The 20,626-nt window shown below is 38.3% G+C and carries 17 protein-coding genes; 1 reads left to right on the forward strand and 16 read right to left on the reverse strand.

Annotated features, from left to right (window positions below; all coding sequences use genetic code 11):
* Positions 1-137: 137 nt before the first annotated feature.
* From HF078_RS16740 to HF078_RS16780, 9 genes are all read right to left on the reverse strand, one after another.
* Positions 138-1,640: a helix-turn-helix domain-containing protein gene (locus HF078_RS16740; protein WP_169292173.1), complete on the reverse strand. Its 1,503-nt coding sequence runs from the start codon at positions 1,638-1,640 to the stop codon at positions 138-140.
* Positions 1,641-1,729: 89 nt separating this feature from the next.
* Positions 1,730-2,185 (reverse strand): YrvL family regulatory protein, encoded by a 456-nt coding sequence (locus HF078_RS16745; RefSeq protein ID WP_169292174.1) that lies wholly within the window; start codon positions 2,183-2,185, stop codon positions 1,730-1,732.
* A 113-nt stretch (positions 2,186-2,298) separates the two neighbouring features.
* Complete coding sequence (gene speD / locus HF078_RS16750; protein WP_169292175.1) at positions 2,299-3,120, reverse strand: adenosylmethionine decarboxylase; 822 nt, start codon at positions 3,118-3,120, stop codon at positions 2,299-2,301.
* A 66-nt stretch (positions 3,121-3,186) separates the two neighbouring features.
* Positions 3,187-4,098: a CBASS cGAMP-activated phospholipase gene (locus tag HF078_RS16755; protein WP_169292176.1), complete on the reverse strand. Its 912-nt coding sequence runs from the start codon at positions 4,096-4,098 to the stop codon at positions 3,187-3,189.
* An 85-nt stretch (positions 4,099-4,183) separates the two neighbouring features.
* Positions 4,184-5,137, reverse strand: coding sequence for an ArsA family ATPase (locus tag HF078_RS16760; protein WP_169292177.1), 954 nt, complete (start codon positions 5,135-5,137; stop codon positions 4,184-4,186).
* Positions 5,138-5,148: 11 nt separating this feature from the next.
* Positions 5,149-5,412 (reverse strand): cory-CC-star protein, encoded by a 264-nt coding sequence (locus tag HF078_RS16765; RefSeq protein ID WP_169292178.1) that lies wholly within the window; start codon positions 5,410-5,412, stop codon positions 5,149-5,151.
* A gap of 71 nt (positions 5,413-5,483) precedes the next feature.
* Positions 5,484-7,226 (reverse strand): carbon starvation CstA family protein, encoded by a 1,743-nt coding sequence (locus HF078_RS16770; protein ID WP_169292179.1) that lies wholly within the window; start codon positions 7,224-7,226, stop codon positions 5,484-5,486.
* A 222-nt stretch (positions 7,227-7,448) separates the two neighbouring features.
* Complete coding sequence (locus tag HF078_RS16775; RefSeq protein ID WP_169292180.1) at positions 7,449-8,930, reverse strand: hypothetical protein; 1,482 nt, start codon at positions 8,928-8,930, stop codon at positions 7,449-7,451.
* A gap of 117 nt (positions 8,931-9,047) precedes the next feature.
* The gene (locus HF078_RS16780) at positions 9,048-11,636 is read right to left on the reverse strand and encodes a DEAD/DEAH box helicase (RefSeq protein ID WP_169292181.1); all 2,589 of its coding nucleotides are present in this window, start codon (positions 11,634-11,636) and stop codon (positions 9,048-9,050) included.
* Between the two features lie 312 nt (positions 11,637-11,948).
* On the opposite strand from HF078_RS16780, the gene HF078_RS16785 reads away from it, so the two are divergent.
* Positions 11,949-12,479 carry a YceI family protein gene (locus HF078_RS16785; RefSeq protein ID WP_169292182.1) on the forward strand — a complete coding sequence of 177 codons (531 nt, stop codon included), beginning with the start codon at positions 11,949-11,951 and terminating at the stop codon, positions 12,477-12,479.
* Positions 12,480-12,529: 50 nt separating this feature from the next.
* Here the strand turns inward: HF078_RS16785 and HF078_RS16790 are convergent, their stop codons facing one another.
* The 7 genes from HF078_RS16790 to HF078_RS16820 form a co-directional block, all read right to left on the reverse strand.
* A complete protein-coding gene (locus HF078_RS16790; RefSeq protein ID WP_169292183.1) occupies positions 12,530-12,808 on the reverse strand; it encodes a DUF1871 family protein in 279 nt (92 codons plus the stop codon).
* 18 nt (positions 12,809-12,826) lie between these two features.
* Positions 12,827-14,806: a penicillin-binding transpeptidase domain-containing protein gene (locus HF078_RS16795; RefSeq protein WP_169292184.1), complete on the reverse strand. Its 1,980-nt coding sequence runs from the start codon at positions 14,804-14,806 to the stop codon at positions 12,827-12,829.
* Positions 14,807-15,178: 372 nt separating this feature from the next.
* On the reverse strand, positions 15,179-16,183 hold the full coding sequence (locus tag HF078_RS16800) for an LLM class flavin-dependent oxidoreductase (RefSeq protein ID WP_169292206.1): 1,005 nt from the start codon (positions 16,181-16,183) through the stop codon (positions 15,179-15,181).
* A 16-nt stretch (positions 16,184-16,199) separates the two neighbouring features.
* Entirely contained in the window at positions 16,200-17,369 is a 1,170-nt protein-coding gene (locus tag HF078_RS16805; RefSeq protein ID WP_169292185.1) for a M20 family metallopeptidase, read from the reverse strand.
* 126 nt (positions 17,370-17,495) lie between these two features.
* Positions 17,496-18,719, reverse strand: coding sequence for an NADH:flavin oxidoreductase/NADH oxidase family protein (locus HF078_RS16810; RefSeq protein WP_169292186.1), 1,224 nt, complete (start codon positions 18,717-18,719; stop codon positions 17,496-17,498).
* A gap of 84 nt (positions 18,720-18,803) precedes the next feature.
* The gene (locus HF078_RS16815; protein WP_010199532.1) at positions 18,804-18,896 is read right to left on the reverse strand and encodes a YjcZ family sporulation protein; all 93 of its coding nucleotides are present in this window, start codon (positions 18,894-18,896) and stop codon (positions 18,804-18,806) included.
* Positions 18,897-19,000: 104 nt separating this feature from the next.
* On the reverse strand, positions 19,001-20,230 hold the full coding sequence (locus HF078_RS16820; protein WP_169292187.1) for an aminopeptidase: 1,230 nt from the start codon (positions 20,228-20,230) through the stop codon (positions 19,001-19,003).
* Positions 20,231-20,626 lie beyond the last annotated feature (396 nt).

A 20,626-nucleotide genomic window follows, 5' to 3' on the forward strand; every position in this document is an offset into this window, starting at 1 on the left:
CCACTTTAATGATAATGATTATCATTTCTAATTAAAAAAGAATGAATCTCTTGTTGAAATTCATTCTCAATGATAACTATTATCAATCGAAGTATCCATGCACAAATCTAACTTTCGACATAGACAAAATATATTTATCACATATAAAGAAGTTTTTTATCTAAGTTAAAATAGCTAACTAGGCCTTCTATCATATGTTTTCTTCCCAATGGTCCCCAAGGATCCCATTCATGACTGCTTGGTATATAAATTTCCTTATTCTCAACTGCTCTTAGTTTGTCCCAAACAGGATCCTTTGCAACCTTATCTACCGCTGCTTTCGTACTCCATAAGAATAGAATTTTATCCGGGTTAAGTTCCAATAAATCATTTACAGTTATCGTAATATACCCACTTTTGGGTAAACCTTGATGGGGTGTAAAATCTAGTGTTTGATACAACAGATCCATGCAAGCATGATTAGATGCACCATAAAGTCTAATTTCCTCATTTCTTACCCACACTACTGCCCATTCCCCACTTTTGGCCACGCCTTTAAGCATCTCTTTTGCGCGCTTCTCCAATTGCACCATTTCTTTCTTGATGTTAGCTACCGCCTCTTCTCTACCAAAAAAATGAGCAATTTGATCTAAATAATCATCCCATGTCTTCTGAAAATCTATCAAATGAACCTCCTTATTTTTCATCCATGTAAGTGTCTGTTGTTCCCCATGGTGAAGAGAGGTTTTTATAATACAATCAGGATCCACTGTCATAATATCTTTGGAATTAATAGTTTTTTCTGCGTTTAAAAGTAAAGTACCCTCTAAAGACTTTTCTAGATAAGAAGGAATTCCATTTGATTTTGGATAAATACTAGGATACACAGGAGCTGCCACCGGTTGAATGCCTAATGATAGTAGGTGGTCTTGTAAAAATAATTGACTGACCACTGCCACTCGATCTTGAATTTTTTTTATGTAAATAGTTGGCGATAACCCTTCACGTTTTTTAAATAAACGGCTAAAGTAAAACTCGTCTTGAATGCCTATTTGAAGTGCCACATCTTTAATATTTATACCTTTATTTTGCACAATTATTTCCTTGGCTTTTTTTATTTTAGTATCAAGAACAAATTCTTTTGGTGGAATTCCTGTTTTCTTCTTAAAAACCCTCGCAAAGGAAACTGGCGTCATACGAGCTTTAGCAGCAAGATCCTGAACCGTAATATGTTTATGAGCGTTCTTGTAAATATAAGTTATGGTTTGTTCTATATCATCTAACTGTTGCACTTCTGTCATACTACCAATCAATTTCCACAGCTTTGCTTGGAAATTGCAACGGTCCAAAAACGATTTACTTTTTTGAAGGATAATCAGCTCATCTAAAATAGGACTTATTTTACATGGTTCCGTAGCGGTGAAGTAAATACTTTCTTGGTTCATATCCTTAATATCAATTATATATATTTTTAAATAGTTGTTTGCAGGTGACACGATAGAGCTGTTTTTCATCCAATATGCTTTTCCCTCGGTTAGTTCCTGTACATCAGACAAATTTTGGTTTTTAACAGCAGCTGAATTAGCTGCAACATAAATAATGGAAGGAGGTGCAATTAGCTCTTCTCCTTCCTCTAATAAGTGATGTGTAATTGTGTACATACGATTTCCCCTTACTTACATTCTCTAAGATTCTCCTATTATATATGATAATGATTATCAATTGCAATAAAGTAATAGGGTTTTGGTTTTTAAGGTCCCAATTCATTCTTAGGAATGCTTTTTTCTACCAAACTATCTAAAACAAGCAACAAACTAGCTGCAACCAATTCTGTATACAATGGAACTGTGATCCCCTTTATCCATTCATCTGTAAGATATAAAGGAATCCATAAAAAAAGAAAGGTAATCCCTATTTGCGAAATTGGAATAATCCACTTCCTCCTTATTCGAGGCAAAACTCTAATTAGAAAGGTCATGGTTGCTATTTCAAAAATCAAGGTTAATGGTATCAGTAATACAATATAGGAAATCAACGAACTTTTTGTCTCATATTGGACACTGAAGAGTTGAAAAAGGCCGGCAAAACCAAACAAAAAGGCTCCACCAACAATAAGCAGGGCAAATGCAAAAAGAAGTGTCATAGAAATCGCTAAAATAAGTTTATCGGAACCGCTTAAATTTGGATCATGATTATGTTGTCCCATAATGCTCTCCCCTTTTTAACCCTATTATTAGGTGTTATTCTTCTAAAGGGGAATTCATTCCAACAAAAAAGCAATAAGTCTTGGACTCATCGCTTTTTCAGATTAATCATTATTCATTCTTCTTCCCTGTGTCCAAAGTTAATGTTTTTGCCATAAAATATTTCGTCCATTTCGTTTGTTAGCTTGTTTGTAATTTCATATCTTTCTTCATCAGATAGTTTGTCTTTTGAGTATCCGAATAGATAATTGTTTAAATCAAACTCCTTTAGGCGGCACTTTGTGTGAAAAATATTTTCCTGATAAATATTTACATCAATCATATCATAAAGCCTTTTTACATCATTGGGTATGTAGTTTTGGATCGAATTGATGTCATGGTCAATAAACAGCTTGTTACCGTTAATATCTCTTGTAAAGCCACGTACTCGGTAATCCATGGTCATAATATCTGTTTCAAAAGAGTGGATCAGATAGTTTAAAGCTTTCAACGGTGAAATCTCTCCGCAAGTGGATACGTCTATATCCGCCCGAAATGTGCTTATTCCTTCAACTGGATGATATTCTGGATAGGTATGTACCGTAATATGACTCTTATCAAGCTGACATACCACGGAATCTGGAAGAGGTCCTGGAGATTCTTCATAAGACTCTGTTGGAACTTCAACTACGGGTCCTTCCGAAACGAGTACCGTCACACTTGCTCCTTGTGGAACATAATCCTGTTTTGCGACATTCAGCACATGTGCACCGATTAGGTCGGCGACGTTCTTTAAAATCTTTGTTAACCGGTCAGCATTATATTGTTCGTCGATATAATCGATATAGGATTCCCTTTCCTCTTTTGTCTTTGTATAACAGATATCATACATATTGAAACTCAGGGATTTTGTTAAATTATTAAACTCATGTAGCGTGATTCTATTTTCCGAAGACAAATCAAAATTCCCCCTTCATTTATTTTCTACAGTTATAGTACCCCTTCTGATATAGAAAAAAACAACTCAGGTACTTAAGAATTCACTTATCACTTTTTTCTGTTCCCAATAAACGGATTGCCCCAGTCGAATCAGCTCGTCCATATAGGTTACATCATCAAATGGCACTTCCTCTCCCAGTTCCTTATTAAGACGGATGTAATTACTTCCTAATAGATGCCTGCATTGATAGGACACAGATTCAGATGATAATTGCAACGCAAGGTCTAATAATTTTGGCGTAACTTTCATGGAAGGGAATTGAAACGGTAGCCACTGTTTTACCCCCCAATATTTATCCTTTTGAATGGTAAAGTCGATTTTTTGAAGTCCAGTCCCGATAGAGAGAATTTCTATATCTTCCAATTTCAACTTAAAATATTCCACCCCCTCTGTCATACAAACCAGAGATGGATTATTTGCCCACAGTCCTCCATCAATGGAAAGATAGTCGTTGCCGATATTGTTTGGGGGAAAATAAACTGGTGCAGAACAAGAGGAAAGCACGGCATCCCATAAGTGAATGGTCAAATCCTTTGCTGCCTTGTTTCCATAATTGGAACGATGCACAAATGGGCGACCATGTGTTAAATCAACAGCTGGTATTAACAAAGGACTTATTATATCCTTCAATTTTCGATTCCCAAACGCTTGCATGATAAACTGTCTAAGTTGACGGTCACTATAGATGCTTTTAAAAAGGCCTACTTTTGCTTGGCGGGTAAATATTTGTTTTCCGTATTTTTTATAACCTGATAATACCTCATTCATTGGCTTTTTGATGGAAATCGAGGAGGCGATAATAGAGCCCGTACTTGTTCCTGCAACAAGGTCTACTAGGTCAGCTATTGGTTGGTTGAAATCTTTCTCCATCTCCTGAAGAATAGAAACGGCAAATACTCCCCGAATTCCTCCCCCATCAAGACATAACATTTTCATGTACCTATCTCCCGTACTCATTTCCTTTTAGGCTTTCCTTCAACCAAGAAAAAACTCCTAAGAAAAGGAGGAATTTGTTCCTTTCTTAGGAGTTCTTCATTGTAAAATGATATGTTAGAGTATATGCATACTTCCTCAAATGGCCAATATTAGAAATGTCATGTTCAAAAAGTGGAGTTTTAATTATTTCTTGCTTATGAAAAATTTCATGAATCTGCTTTATATATGGTCTTTCATTTTCTCTTCGATTATTCATAAAGACACCATCTGCATGGTCTGGGATGACCTTATTAACAAAAACTGTGGAAACGTCCATGTTTTGCTTTTCTAACATATCTATCGCTTTTTTTGTTTCTAGTATAGGAAGTCGTTCGGCATTAAGGACAAAAGCATAACCTGTCTTCTTCTGATCAAGGAGAATATCCCGTACCTTTACAAACTTTTGCTTTCTAGACTGTAATTTTTCAAATATCGGGTCTTCCACCGGCTCTCCATCGTTTAATAACTGGCTATAGTTTTGCTGAACCTTTTTTCTCTTTTCCAACAAGCCGCTTATCCAGACATTCATCAATTCAGGTAATGTTAAAAGCCGAATGGTGTGTCCAGTTGGAGCAGTGTCAAATATGATATGGTCGAAAAAATTGTATTCTTCCAGCACTAAGGAAGTAATTTTATCAAATAGTGCTGCTTCATCTGCTCCTGGTGATGCGCTTGCCAGATCAATTTGCCTATGTACCTCTTCCACCATGGTTGCTTTTACTAATCCCTTTAGATTAGTTTTTACCTCCTCGATGTATCTCTTTGATTCAGATTGAGGGTTAATTTCCAAGAGATGCAGGTATGTGTCGATCGACAATATCTTATCTTTCGGCTTTACATGAAAGATGTCTCCAATATTGTGGGCTGGATCCGTTGATACTAATAAAACCTTTTTGCCTTCTTCCGATAATAGATGTGCAATAGCAGAAGCTGTGGTTGATTTTCCAACTCCCCCTTTGCCACCAATAAATATAATTTTGCAGTTAAATAGCTTGCTCATTCTTCTACCTCCTAACAACAGCGTATTCCATTTAGTGGTGATTTCTCCATCCCCATTCTTAGGTGCCAATCATGAAACCTCTCAATGACAAGTGGGTAAAGCTCCAACGTATAGTAAAATGCAGGATTAGGGAGACCGAGCATTTCAGAAAAACATAATAAAGTAAACAAATCCTCTTCTTCCCTCAACTCTCTTGCAATCTCAGTTCGGTGGGGTTGTTGAAGTATTTCATCATAAATAGTGATGACTTTCTTGAATTTTTCCAGAATATCCATTATTAAGGAAACCCCTTTCTGCTTTTATAAAAGGAGAGGATGAGCAACATGCTACATCCTCTCGCTAAATGTTACATGGACGGATCTATTGGAGGGGACTTGTCAGTTTTAAAGAATACTCTGAATGCCTCCAAAATAATCCAAAATGCAAACACGAAAATAATTCCACCTAAAATGAAAAGTAACATGTTCGCATCTGTTTCTCCGAGTCCTGACCATTGAAAGACGACTTGTACAAACATAGCATAAAGAGTCATAGAGAATATGAAAATCATCGGAACAAAAGTATAGAAGAAGTTTCTACCCTGCTTCTTTAACCAAACGGATATTAGCAGTAAACTTACTCCTGCCAAAAGCTGATTGCTTGTACCAAACAGCGGCCAGAGTAAGTAACCTCCTGAACCAAATCCATTCGGACCTTTTGGAATCAATACTAATGCAGCACTCGAAACAACAGCAACAGAAGTTGCGACATGCATGTTTGTTAAAGGTTTAAAGTTATATTCACTTCCGATTTCAGAAATGATGTATCTCATGAGACGTAAGGATGTATCCAAGCTAGTTGCTGCAAAACTCACAACAATCACGGTTACAATAGTTCTGGCAATATCCGCAGGAATCGCAATACCTGTAGCTAGTTGGGCCGCACCGTTAATAAAATTGGACATCCCCCCTAGGCTTGCTGCACCAAAGTCGGAGTAAGCTGCCCTAAAATCACCAGCATTGGCAAACAAAGTCGCAACCGCAATAATGGAGATCAAAGCAAGGATCCCCTCTCCTACCGATCCCAAATAACCAACAAAACGTGCGTCTGTTTCTTTATCGAGTTGTTTCGAAGTAGTACCCGATGCAACTAGTCCATGGAATCCAGAAATCGCCCCACAGGCAATAGTGATAAATAACAATGGGAACCAAGAAACATCACTTACTTCATTTGTCATCGGGGCAGTCAGTTCAGGTCTGAGTACTAGTAAACCTGCGTAAAGCATGAATAAGCCGACGACTAATTGGTGAGAATTGATATAGTCACGTGGCTGCAGTAATTTCCATACAGGTAAAGTTGATGCAAAATAACAATAAATCAATAGAACCATGATCCAAATGAAAAATGACATGGATACTCCATCTAATCCGAAGATAACCGTGTTATCGGCACCGCCAAAATAACGGACCAAGTCAATTTGGAGGAACTGAACCTTGCTTGTCAAAACTGCTGAACCGTACATAACGGCAAGTGCAATCAAAGAGGGAACCAGCATTTTTGCCTTTCTTTTGTAAACTGCATATCCAATCCAAATCGCAATCGGGATCTCAATAAATATTGGAATTACTGCAGCCGGGAACTTAATGAACAAGTTTGAGATAACCCAAGCAAACACGGCATTTACCATGAGAACTAAGATTAAAATGATAAATAAAAAGAGCATTTTTGCGCGTTTTCCAATTAGACGGTCTGTTAAAGTGCCAATAGATTGTCCTTTATTTCGGACAGAAAGCACAAGTGTACCAAAATCATGAACACCAGCTGCAAAGACAGTACCAAGTATGACCCATAGGAAAGCAGGTCCCCATCCCCAATAAAGTGCTATTGCAGGACCTAAAATTGGCGAAGCCCCCGCCACTGAGGAAAAGTGATGTCCCCAAAGGACTACCTTCTTCGTTGGTACAAAATCCACCCCATCATTATACTTATGGGCAGGTGTTACATAATCAGGATCCAGGCGATAAATTTTTTCTGCGATGAATTTGGAATAATAACGATAGCCTAGAGCAAATACGATAAAACCGGTGATTGCCAACCAAACAGAATTCACCCTAATTCCTCCCTCTTTCTATGTATACAAGAAAAGATTACTAATGAGTGAAAGCGTTGTCAATATAGATTTCTGAAAATTCGTACTAAATACACGCTACTTTTATTATCAGGTCATAAACTAGGTGGAAAGTAGCATGTTGTTGATTAATAATTCAATGTGCCGGAAGCACTAAATAAGCACATCAAAAAACACCTCACTGGAATTTAGTGAGGTGCTTTATTATCTTTCAAGAATTATATCAAGCAGATATGATAATGAGATTTGATTGGCTGTAATGTTAACAAGAGGCTTTTTAGAAAATAGCATCCCGCTTATAGTCCAGGTTCCAGTTCGGATCCATTCTATTTTTCGGAAAGATGGAGAGTTAGGGAATTTCGGAAACATGTAAGGGGTGCTCACCCTTCCCAAGCCAATGATCTGCTCTTTATCATTCTTAACAAAAACATAATCGTCCTCTTCCATCTCATGACAAAATTGATATAAAGCAGAAGTCTCTAAATAAGGTACTTTTTTTGCGCTATAAATTTGCCGGTAACTATTCCATATTTCTTTTCGAGATGAATAGTTTTTTACATTCCCAAGCTTGCCATGATTAAAAGTAAGCATACCTTCTTCAAAAAAAGAATCGGTATCAACTCCAGTTTGAATAGTGTAAATCCAATATTTCTTTTTTTCTTTCGCCTTATAAGCTTCTTTTTTTATACCGTTTTCCTTTTCAGAGTGTGTATCATATATATATTGTAAAAAACAGTTGATCTCATAATAGATCGGCAATTCTGTCTTCCTACCTACAATATTTATATATTTATTTAATAAATAACTTTCGTTGATTAATTTTTGGTAATAGTAAATTTTAGAGCCAATAGTATATGTATTCTGCAATGACGATGCTTCTTTAAACAATCTTTCTATTGCCATAATCTCTTTATTTGTAAATCGGCAAAAGAAGTTAGGGAAAAGATAATGAATCAGCTCACCAATTTCTTTATGACCAAAACCAATTAACCGTCGAACAGGGTCTTTGTAGAAGCTGTCTAAACGCTTATCAATACTATCATCACCAAAAAGAAAATCTATAAAATATTGTCTATAGCGTTCAATCGGTGCTTTTTGTTCAGAAAAGAAACTTTCCACTGGCAGAGTTGTTTCAGAAAATGACGATTGCTCTCTAAATTTTTGGAAATCCTCCCAGTTCATAATCGATAAATATTCTTCTTTTCTAAAAGCATGGAAGAACTGATATCTGGATGTTTGGTTTTCAATGTCTCCTATCCAAACCTCTGCCACTCGACTATACAAAAACAAATGTATATCCAAGTAATCATATTTCACCAAACCTTCCACTGAGCCTGGTGTTTTCAAATAAGAACTTAATATTTCATCCTCATCTTTTTGAAGTGCCAGTACCTTAATATCCTCTATTTTAAAAATATCCAGATTCTTCAAACCCCAGAGCTTTCTTACAAAGTTTAATGGCAGTGGCTCTCCCTGCTCTATTACATCTAATGTAATGATAATTTGATTGTACATGGTAATCGTATTTACCTTGCAAATGCAGATAAAATCAGTATGATCACAATAGTATACTTTGTCCCCTTGCCTCATTTGATTTATATGAATTAGTTCATACATATCTAAATGATAAGTAATGATGTTTGACTGTACATTCTTTGAATCACCACGTAAAATCCAAGTAGACACGATGAACACTCCTCTCACGCAGTTGCTCCTTTGTATACTGTATTACAGTTTTTATAAAACATTCAAAAAAAGAGCTGCTAGCCGGTAGCACCTCTCTTTTTACATTTAGAATATAGCCTAAAATGGACGCTTTATAGAAAAGTTCTTGTGCTTTTTCCGAAGTTTGGAAAAGTGACAAGCATCACATACTGCATATTTGAAATCAGGATCCAACTTCTTCCCACATTTGTTACACTGCTTCGTCCGCATTTTTACATCTGTTTGCAATCGCTCATGCACTTCATCACTAAATGATTCCCTTATTCTTTCCCAATATGTTGCTTCCGTTCTTCTGTCCAATCTATATAAAAACAACAAGTGAAGACCGATGGATTTATAGGATAACTCCACATTCTCCAGGCTATCCTTATTCATGAACGGCTCCGGCAGTTCTTCTCTTGTTACAATCGCTTCCATTGTTTGCTGCCATTGGTTTATAAGGGTCTGCTCTTTTGTAGAAAATGGTAGATGTAAAAAGCCATACAAATCGTTAACCGTCAGTCTAGCTTCAATGATGGTGTCCTCGATTGTCTCATATAAAATTTGTTCCTCGCTAAGGGTGGCCTTCTCTGTACCCGCAGGACTTTCGAACTTATCCCACAGGTCAAAGAAATGACCAAGCTTGTTTGAGTACTTTTGAAATCGCTCTAATATCGAACTGGTTGGAGCAATTGCAAAAGTATGTACCTGACGATCTTTCCCACCTAGTAGTTTTTCCATTGCTTTTATGTCTCCTATAAATGCAACCTTTCCAACGTCATACATTCCTTTACGGCCAGCCCGACCCGCAATCTGCTTTACTTCTTGTGAAGTCAGTCGTCTTCGTCGTGTCCCATCAAACTTTTCATTTTGCAAGAAGACTACTCTTCTAATTGGCAAATTCAAGCCCATCCCGATAGCATCTGTCGCGACAATAACTGTTGTTTCTCCATCTATAAAACGTTGCATCTGCTTTTTTCTTGTTTCAGGAGGCATGCTTCCATATATCATGCTGACTTGATGACCGTTGTTCTGAAGAATCGATGCCGTTTCTAAAACCCGTTTACGAGAAAAACAGACAAGTGCATCCCCTCTTTTTGTATCCCTAAGAGTAAATGGCCGATCTTCAACTTGAAGAGGAGTGTCCCTTGTATATTCGTTAATTTCAATATTCGCACTCCCAAGTAGCTGCAATACCATTTCTCGCATACTAAAGCTTCCTACAATATGCACTTCATCCGCATTAGCCTTCGTAATGGCTTTGTACCAAGAAAAACCCCGATCCTTATCTGCAATCATTTGTGCTTCATCAATCACGATAACTTCATAATGATCTTTTTCATAGAACATTTCGACCGTGCTAGAGAAATGGGTAGCTCCTGGAGACAACTTCTCTTCTTCCCCTGTTTTTAATGAGCAGGGTACTCCATCTGAATTTAATGTATCGTAGACTTCCAACGCCAATAACCGCAATGGTGCAAGATATAACCCGCTTTTTGCTTCTTTCATTCTCTGTAAGGCTTGAAAAGTCTTTCCTGTGTTTGTTTCCCCAATATGTATCACATACCGTGTGCTTCTGCCACTGGAAGGAATATATTCCCTTCCAAAAATATCTTCTAACATCCTCTCCTCTTCTTCTTGTTTACGGCGGATTTCTTCCAATATCTCTTCTTCTTTTCGTTTCCGATCATTGATATCTCTTTGCAAATAGTGCTCATGTACTGCTAAGTCAAAAGGTTGTTCAGCAAGTTCAAGCAGATCCGTAACAAATTCATCTTGTAGTTGTTCCAAATAATCATTGACCAGTAAGTAGAAAGAGTTTGCAAGTAACTTCCTAAGCTTAGATACATTAAACTCTTCAGAAGTCACGGTACCGTAATCTTTTAAAATTTTTTCAGGAAGTTCTTTCATTATCAGGCCGGGAAGAAAACCGAACAGATAATCCGTAATTCTCTTTTCATAGAAAAAATAATATGTTTCATATTCCAAGTATTCCTCATAATAATCAAAGGTTTGATGAACAGCACCTGTCAGCTCACCAAAAAAGTCCTTCAAAGTGTGATAGTCGGATGCATCCATAGGGCCAGACTCTTTTAACACATCTTCTCTTCTGTAGGAGTCTGTTTCTTCAAATTTCGGGTTGTTCTGTAGGTCCTCCCTTACCTTCTTTGCAACAAAGTGTCTGACATACAAGAAGTAATTCGCTTGATTTATTTCCACTATCTTGTGCGCTACCTGATCAACCGCATCTGTAACAGCATCGATGCGAAGTTGCAGACGTTTTTCTTCCATTCTTTTTTGGAAATTTTTACGGGCCTGAATGTATTTTTCTGCCCATACTGACGGGTTCGTATACGAGGAATTCCGTAACCACTCTTCTGCATGAAAAGGTTCATATTCCCGCATTTCATTTTTAAACAGTTGGTTGATAATTTTTTTGTCAACCCCTTCTATTTCAAACCCGCGTTCACTCAAAATGTGTTTTTTCTCTTTTCGGGCAACGTCATTAGTTACCTTATTAAGCCATACATTGTACCAAATCTGTTCCACGTAATGCTTACGCTCTTCTATGTATTCCTCAAATGTAGGCAGGTCTTCTTTTGTTTCGAAATACTGTTGAATATCCTCTTCTATCTTATATTTTGTTCGATCGGCAGATATTGAATGAATAATGTTTAATTTGTCCATAACGAAGTCTCCTTTAGTGTATGTTTAGAGACTTTAGATGTTTGTCTTAATCTATGTCTAAAAGCTCTAGTCTTGTGGTTTTTAATATCTTTTGATAATTCATTGGTTTTAAACAAAAATCTAATGTTTCCTGCAACATATCATAAGAATATTCCCTTGTCACGAGTTGTATCTCATATTTTTAAAACAGAGTAAATAATAGGAAAAAATAGTTGTTGACATTTTAACATACCGAGCATATACTTTATCTTGAAGTTATAAATCTCGAATTAAAGATATTTTACTAAAAGGGAAATTAGGAGGAATATTATTATGACTAAAACAGTTTGGAATGTTGACAAATCCCACAGTACAGTGGACTTTTCGGTAAAGCACATGATGTTCGCTACAGTAAAAGGTGGATTTCATGAATATGATGCAACAGTCGTTGCAGATCCAACAGATTTAACTACTGCTGATATCGAGTTTGTTGTGGATGTAGCAAGTATTGATACACGCAGTAGCGACCGTGATGCTCACCTTCGCTCTGGAGATTTCTTTGATGTAGATAACCATCCAAAAATGACTTTCAAAGCTACAACCATCGAGAAAACTGACGAAAACGAATACAACGTAACAGGAGATCTTACTCTTCGTGGTACAACAAAATCAGAAACATTTTCCGTTGTGTTTGAAGGAACTGGTCAAGACCCTTGGGGAAATGAGAAAGCAGGTTTTGCAGTAGAAGGAAAAATCAAGAGAAGTGACTTTGGCTTGACTTGGAATGCTCCACTAGAAGCCGGTGGTGTACTTGTTGGGGATCAAATTAAGATCGCATTACAATTACAAGCTGCTAAGGGATAAATAAAATAAAAAGGGAATTGCTAAAAGGCAAAGGCAATTCCCTTTATTGTTTATTTTTTTATTTCTTCCCAAATTAAAACCGCTACTTGCAAGCAGGTTATAGAGGGGAAATCAGTGGAAAAAGAAGCGTCCATATAGTGTTTAATATGCCTTGCTAATTCGTCTACTGAATCAACTTCATCTAGCGCATCTACAATTTTATCAATTTGATTTTGGTACCTATCTTCCCCCGCACCCATCGCAAGAAGGTCCATCGGATCCCATTCATTGATAATCTGAATGACGATTTCTTGTTTTTTTATCTTAGACACACCAATAAAACTTTCCATCTATAACACCTGCCCTAATTAGTTTGAAAGAGCTTCATATAATTTGTTCGTCAATTCTATTGTGTATCTGCTTCCACCTCTTTCAATCACATCCTCAATCAACATAGCTGTCAAAAATGTCGGGTCCTTTTGATCGTAAGAAACCCATAATCCGTTTTCCAATCTTTCTGCTTTTTTAATCTCAGCAGTTCCTGTCTTCCCTGCAATCTCTCGTCCTGGTATATTTGCTACACTGGATTTTCCTTCCGTAACAGTCTTTCTAAGATTGTCCTGAAGGAGTTTTGCGTTCTCAGGCGACACGATATCCTTCCATACTTCAGAAGTTTCTTCTTCCAGCAGCAATGGCTTCATCATTGACCCGTCATTTACTACCCCTCCATAAATGCTTGCCAGGTGTACGATGTTCAATAAGATTTCGCCTTGTCCATAAGCGGTATGGGCCAATAGGACTTCATTGTCGAAAGATCCCGAGTTGGAAATTTGAGAATCGCTTACTGGAGGATACGCGAAAGGAAGTTCTTCCCCAATTCCTAATTTCGCTAACCCTTCCTCAAAATCCTCTATCCCAATGTCAATTGCTGCCTTAGCAAAATAAATATTGTCTGAGTTGTTCAATCCACTTTTTAAATCTACTTTTGTATCGTCTACATACACTCTGGTTACTTTACTACCCCCGATATCCCATTGCTTGTCAGGGATGTCATATTGGTGGTTCGGGTCAAGCTTTCCGCTTTCCAGACCGATTATTGAAGTAAGGAGTTTCATGGTGGAGCCTGGGGAGTACGTAGCACGGAAGCGATTTTCACTAGCCATGATCCCTGCTTCCTTTAATTCATCCAGCCTCTTTTTCTTGCTCAGTGAAGTTCCCATAGTAACAGTGTTTGGGTCATATGCCGGGGTACTTACAAGACTTAATACCTTTCCGGTACTAGGGTCAATGGTAGCTGCTTGCCCTGCATCATCTTTCATGACATCATACAATTTCTGTTGCATGTCCGCATCTATAGTCAATGTAATGTCTTTACCACGTTCTGGCTCTGTTCTTGCAATTGTTTTTTCTGTGCCGTCTTCTTTTACTTGGGTTACTTCCATGCCTTTCTTGCCTTTTAATTCCTTTTCAAATAATCCTTCAATCCCGTTAACACCTAATCTATCACCCTGCGCGTATCCCTCAAAGTCTTCTAAATCTTGCGCAGTAGCCTCAGCTATATAGCCTACTAAATGAGCTGTTGCTTCTGCAAATGGATAAACACGTTCTATCGACTTTCCATTTGTAACTCCTTCAATTTCTATTAATTGTAAAACTAAATCCCTCTTTTCTTTTCGGAAATTTTTGATTGGCATGGCATAATGAGGCTGTGCCCAGCTTAATGTATAAAGACCTGTTATTTCTTCTTCTGACATATCAATCATCTCAGCAAGTTTTGTTAAATCTCTTTCTGCATTAAACTCACCTGGAACAATTTGTAGATTCATGACTTCCTCATTAGCAGCAAGTTTGTTCCCCTTGCTGTCTAAGATTTCACCCCGTGTTGCTTTCGTATACTCGATCACAAATTCATCTGTCAAATCATATTCTGGAAAAATAAAACTTGGTTCCCACTGAATATACCACTGTTCGTTTTCTTCTTCATCTAGCACTTTATCCATGACAAAATTCACTTCGTAATCTATTTTTCTAGCAAATGTGTCATATGTGATCTTACCTGGAATAGTGACGGTTTCTTGTTCTTCCCACTCAACTTCTTGATCCAACACTTCTATTTTTAAATTTTCCATTTCAAAAAGGTCATAAACCTCTTTATGCTTTTCTTCAAAAAGTTGCAGTGGTACGTTTTCTTTTGACTCCAATTGAAGATATTCTTCATACATGTTAGAGAAATCTTGTTCCTCCCAAGTTGTTATGTAATCGTTTAACACATCATAAGGATTGACGGGTTCTTTTTGACACCCAGCTAGTATCATCAACATGACTATCATAAAAAATATCTTTTTCATTGAAGCCCCCACCCTCTCTTGACCGTTTAGTTTAAGGATACATGAATTTCCAATTTGATAAAAGGAAAATGATTCTATTGTTTCTTGGAATAGCCAACCCCCTTACCTTTTAAGAGTTACGTCTTGTTGTTAATTCTTCATGTAGACTTCTCGCTATGATAACAGTCTCAACTTAAAAATTTGCTCATGATTGTCTTCATCCACCTTAGTGTGACAATCTCAACTTAAAAATCCGCTTATGATAGACTCCATTTCTAAATCTACATGATCAAAGCAAACAAAAATTCAGACGAATTTCAATAACTACTTGTTCCTAATAAAACAAAAACCCCTACTCAAAAAAGTAGAGGTCAAAATATAAATATCTGTCTTTTATTGTCCAAACCAGGCATCTGCCAAAATCTGATAAGATTTCAACCTTGCCTGCTGATCATATACATGAGTATTCACAATGAGTTCGTCTGCTTGTGTTTCTTCTAGTATTGCGAAAAGCTTTTTCCTAACTGTTTCTGCATTTCCTGTAACGGTATATTTCAACTGTTGTGCAACCACATGTTTCTCATACTCACTCCAAAGGGAGTCCATATCTTCCACTGGTGGTTTCAGTTGGCCTGGATTTCCACGGATCAAATTAAGGAATTGTTGCTGAATGGAGGTCGCTAAAAATTCCGCTTCCTCATCACTTTCTGCAGCAATTACGTTCACGCCAATCATGGCATACGGCTTGTCCAAATGCTCAGATGGTTTAAAGGAACTGCGATAGATTTGAAGTGCAGGCAGCGTATAGTCTGGTGAAAAATGACTGGCAAATGCAAATGGCAGTCCTTGTTCTGCAGAAAGCTTTGCGCTGAATCCGCTTGAGCCGAGCAACCAAATTGGAACATCCAGTCCTTCTCCAGGAACGGCTTTTACTCTTGTGGTTCCATCAGGGTGAAAATAAGAACGTAACTCCGCTAACTGATTAGGGAAATCCTCTCCCCCTGTTTTGCGCTCCCGTCTAAGTGCCGCTGCAGTCAGTTGGTCACTTCCAGGTGCCCGGCCGAGGCCAAGGTCGATTCTGCCAGGATACAAGGATTCCAACGTTCCAAACTGTTCCGCAATGACAAGCGGTGCATGATTGGGAAGCATAATGCCCCCGGATCCCACCCTTATCTTCTTTGTTGCCCCTGCTATATGCCCAATCACGACAGAAGTTGCAGAGCTCGCGATCCCCCTCATATTATGGTGCTCGGCAAGCCAATAACGGGTATATCCTAGGCTTTCCACATGCTGTGCAAGTTCTACACTATTTTGAAAAGATGTTTGAGCAGTACTTCCCTCTACAATTGGGGCCAGATCCAAGACAGATAATGGTACCTGATTATTTCTTACGGTCATCATATATTCTCCTTTCTTACTTAGGGGCCTTCTCGAACTCTTCTTTTATCTTCGTTAACAGCTCTTGTTTGGTTAAAAGTTCGTAAGCGGTTGATGCCATTGCTTTAGCTCCAAGGATCATCGCCTCTTTTCCTTGGTCACTCAATGCCGCATCGCGGAATTCAGTTGTATGGCAACTATATAATTCATTACAAATTTTAATGTATGGATGAATAGACGGAACTACTAGACTTACATTTCCCATATCTAGTGAACCAGATCCATCTCTATTTTCAATAACCTCTTCAGATGGCACTCCTAGTGATATAAGCTGGTCGGTAAAGACATCGGACAGTGTTTCATTTGTAACCATGTTATCGTAGGATAATTCATAGTTGGACATTTTCATTGTTGCACCGGTCATCATCGCTGCGCCTTCTGCTATTGATTTCACTTTTTCTACCAATTCATTCACATAGCTTCGTGTTTTGGCACGTACGTAAAATTGAGCGACAGCATAATCTGGCACCACGTTGGCAGCTTTTCCGCCTTCAGGAATAATCCCATGAATGCGTGTATCACTCGTAACATGTTGTCTTAATGCATTAATACCGTTAAAAGTCTGGATCACCGCATCCAATGCATTAATTCCTTTTTCAGGGTTTGCTGCTGCATGGGCAGGCTTCCCAAAGAATTCAAATTGGATAGCATCCATCGCGAGTGAAGACCCGCTCTTCACATAGGAATGCAGTGGATGAACCATCATGGCAACATCTAAATTATCAAAGACTCCCTGCTCAGCCATTGTCACCTTGCCGCCTTTGGTCTCTTCGGCAGGAGTACCATAAACAATAACTCTGCCTCCAGTTTCTTGTAATACTTTACTTGTGGCAATGCCGGCTGCGATACCCATCGTGCCTATTAAATTATGGCCGCAAGCATGTCCAATCTCAGGGAGGGCGTCATATTCACACATAAATCCGATAGTTGGACCCGGTCTCCCACTGTCAAAAACAGCCTCAAATGCAGTTGACAGCCCACAAATCCCCATTTGAACATCAAATCCGTGTTCTGAAAGTTTATCAGAAAGAACTTTGGCTGATTTGTATTCCTCATGTCCAAGTTCAGGGTTTTCACCTATATATGTACTAATCTCAAAAAAATCATTTTTATGTGAATCAAGGAAATCTGTTATGATCTGCTTCATTTATTAATCCCCTTTGGACAATTATTTAGTGAATGGAAATATATTAACATGAAGTTTCTTCAAATAATAATTATTTGCCTCCAAAAAGCAAAGGGAGCTCTCCACATAATAGAAGCTCCCTCTTCCTTATACTCTTCTCATTTGAAAAACATCCAAACCATTTTTCCATATCGTCTGCAGTAGAGCCACCTTTGGGGAAAGTTCTGGTTTTGGTTCCTTGCCCTTTCCAATACGCTCTAACTGATTACTATACCAGGTCAATTCTAGCATAGCGGTTTGATCCACTAGTTTGATCCCTGTCTTTCTTGGTAATAGTTCGATAGTTTCCCTTTTCCCTTGTAGAAGTTCTTTAGGAAGGTAAGGATATACTGCCATTGGACGAGCTAATCCCACCATGGATGTTGCTCCTTCAAGTACTGCATCCTTCATTCCGCTTAACGTTCTGAATCCTCCTGTTACAACAAGGGGTGCTTTTGATACCTTCCTAGCTTCTGCTGCAAATTCAAGAAAGTACGCTTCCCTTCTTTTGGTGCTCTCTTTTACATTCATCCCTGTCATTTGTGGACTTTCATAGGATCCTCCTGAAATTTCAATCAAGTCTATTCCCAGTTGGTCCAATGTCTGAATAACCTGTAATGCTTCGTCCTCAGAAAATCCGGCCTTCATAAAGTCTGCAGAATTAAGTTTAACTCCGATCGGAAAAGAGTCACCGACTTGTTCTCGAACCTCTTTATAGATTTCCAGCAGAAATCTCATACGGTTTTCGATCGAACCTCCCCATTGGTCTGTCCGTTTATTATGTCTGGGTGATAAAAACTGACTGATGAGATAACCATGGGCACCATGGAGCTGAACGCCAGTAAATCCTGATCTTTTGGCAATTTTAGCAGTATTGGCAAACCGTTGGATGATGTTAATTATCTCATCTTCTTGCAGCTCCCTCGCTACAGGGAAGTAGCGTTGAAGTTTTGGATCAAATTCTACTTTGGACGGGGCAACAGCTTCTTTTACGATTCCTTTAAATACTTGTTTCCCCGGATGATTGATTTGCATCCAAAGGTGAGTTCCATTTTTTGTTCCCGCCTTTGCCCAACCCTTTAACAAATCTAACTCTTTTTCATTTTCCACAACAACGTTTCTAGGTTCACCTAGGGCACGTTTGTCGACCATGACATTGCCTGTCACAACAATGCCTGCTTCACTTTCTGCCCAGGTTTCATATAGATGAACCAGTTTTTGTGTGGGTTTATTGTGTTCGTCAGCCATCCCTTCGCTCATTGCTGCTTTAAAAAATCTGTTTTTTATTTCAACCCCATTTGGCAGTACCAACTTGTCATGTAACTGTGCCATTCTTTTACCTCCCTACGCTTGTCCTAACAAGGATATGAAAAAATGGTTGGAATAACACTCCAACCATTCACTCTATATGTTAAATTAGTATCTTAACGCACCAGCACCTGCGATAATCAAGATAATGAAAAGCACTACAATTAGTGCAAAGCCTCCACCATAATTTCCACCTGACATATAATTCCCTCCTTCACGTAGACTACAATACAATTTATGCATGATACTTGTACTACGTATAGGCTATGGAATGTTTTTTTAGGCAAGGAATGTTCTATAGTGGTTTATGCCCAATTACCTTGGCGGAATAACGGTACTCTTTCACCGTCCTTAGTAATACCGTCAATATCCATGTCACTTGATCCAATCATGAAATCAACATGGGTAATGCTTGAATTCGCCCCAGCTGCTTCAAGTTCTTCTTCTGACATCTGTTTTCCGCCTTCTAGTGCGAAAGAATATGCATTTCCAATCGCCAAATGATGCGAAGCATTTTCATCAAACAATGTGTTATAGAAAATAAGATTGGTATTGGAAATTGGAGAATCATGTGGCACAAGTGCAACTTCACCTAAATAGTGTGATCCCTCATCTGTTTCAATCAATTTTTGAAGTGTTTCATAGCCTTCTTCCGCTTCAAATGAGACGATTCTTCCGTTTTCAAAAGTGATGGAAAAATTATCAATCATGTTTCCGCCATAGTTCAATGGCTTGGAACTTCTCACCGTACCGTTAACCCCTGTTTTTAGTGGAGTAGTAAAGACTTCCTCGGTTGGCATGTTGGCTATAAAGGCTACACCATTTTCGTTAATGCTTTCCGGTCCTATCCATACATGTTTCTCAGCTAAATCAATTGTCAAATCTGTACCTTCAGCTTTATAGTGTAGTGATTTAAACTTTTTGTTATTTAGGAATTCCACTTTCTCACTAAGTTTTTCTTTGTGTTCCATCCACGCTTTGACAGGATCCTCAAGATTTGCTCTTGTTGCGTAGAAAATAGCTTCCCACAATTTTTCTTCCTGTTCTTGCTCTGTCATATCTGGGAATACTTTTGCGGACCAGCCTTTAGAGGGAACTGCAACAATAGACCAGCTGATTTTATCAGCCATGACCATATTACGATAGCCTTTGGTTGCTTCACCTGCTGCTTTTTGTAAGTTTGCAATTTTTGAAGCATCTACCCCTTTTAACAAATCTGGGTTTACGGACGTGATAGCAAGCATTGCTGCTCCTTCTTCGTATGCCTTCTCAAACATTTCCGCTCTCCAGCTAGGGAAATACTCAAAGGACTCATCAGGTGCTTCATCGTAACGGATTCTAGTCACCTGCTCATCGGTCCATTCAATCTGAACAAGTTTTGCTCCTGCTTCATATGCTTTTTTTGTAACAAGTCTAACGAAAGGTGCTGTACCGATGTCAGCGTTTACAATTAGGGTTTGGCCTTTTTGTACATTAACGCCAACTTTTACGGCAAGCTCTGCGTATTTTTCCATGTTTGTGTGAAGATTACTCAATATGTATACCCCCTAAGAATTTTCCTATGTTCCCAAAAAATATCATGTTCCCATTGATTTGTCTAGTTCTCTGGTGGAAAAAAGACAGTAACCAAAGTAGGTCCTGCCTAAAAGTTGCATTTATTGTTGATCTACGTTTCAGGTGCTTCGCTTTCCGCGGACAGTACCGGAGCCTCCCTTCGTTGGAGGCCACTGAAAAAGTCTTGATTTTAGTATTTTTATAAACACCGCTGTGGATTTCCGCAAATGGCTTCGCTTTCCTAGGGGCGCTGCTGGAGCCTCCTGATATGAACGAAACTGTCAAGGCCCCCACTCAACTAGGTGTTTATGTTTTGTTTTTGTGCAACTCTAAGAAGAGAAGCCGATTCTACTTCTTTTTCTTTTATGCGTTTGATG

The sequence above is a fragment of the Bacillus sp. RO2 genome (assembly GCF_012911845.1).
Taxonomy (GTDB): domain Bacteria; phylum Bacillota; class Bacilli; order Bacillales; family Bacillaceae_I; genus Sutcliffiella_A.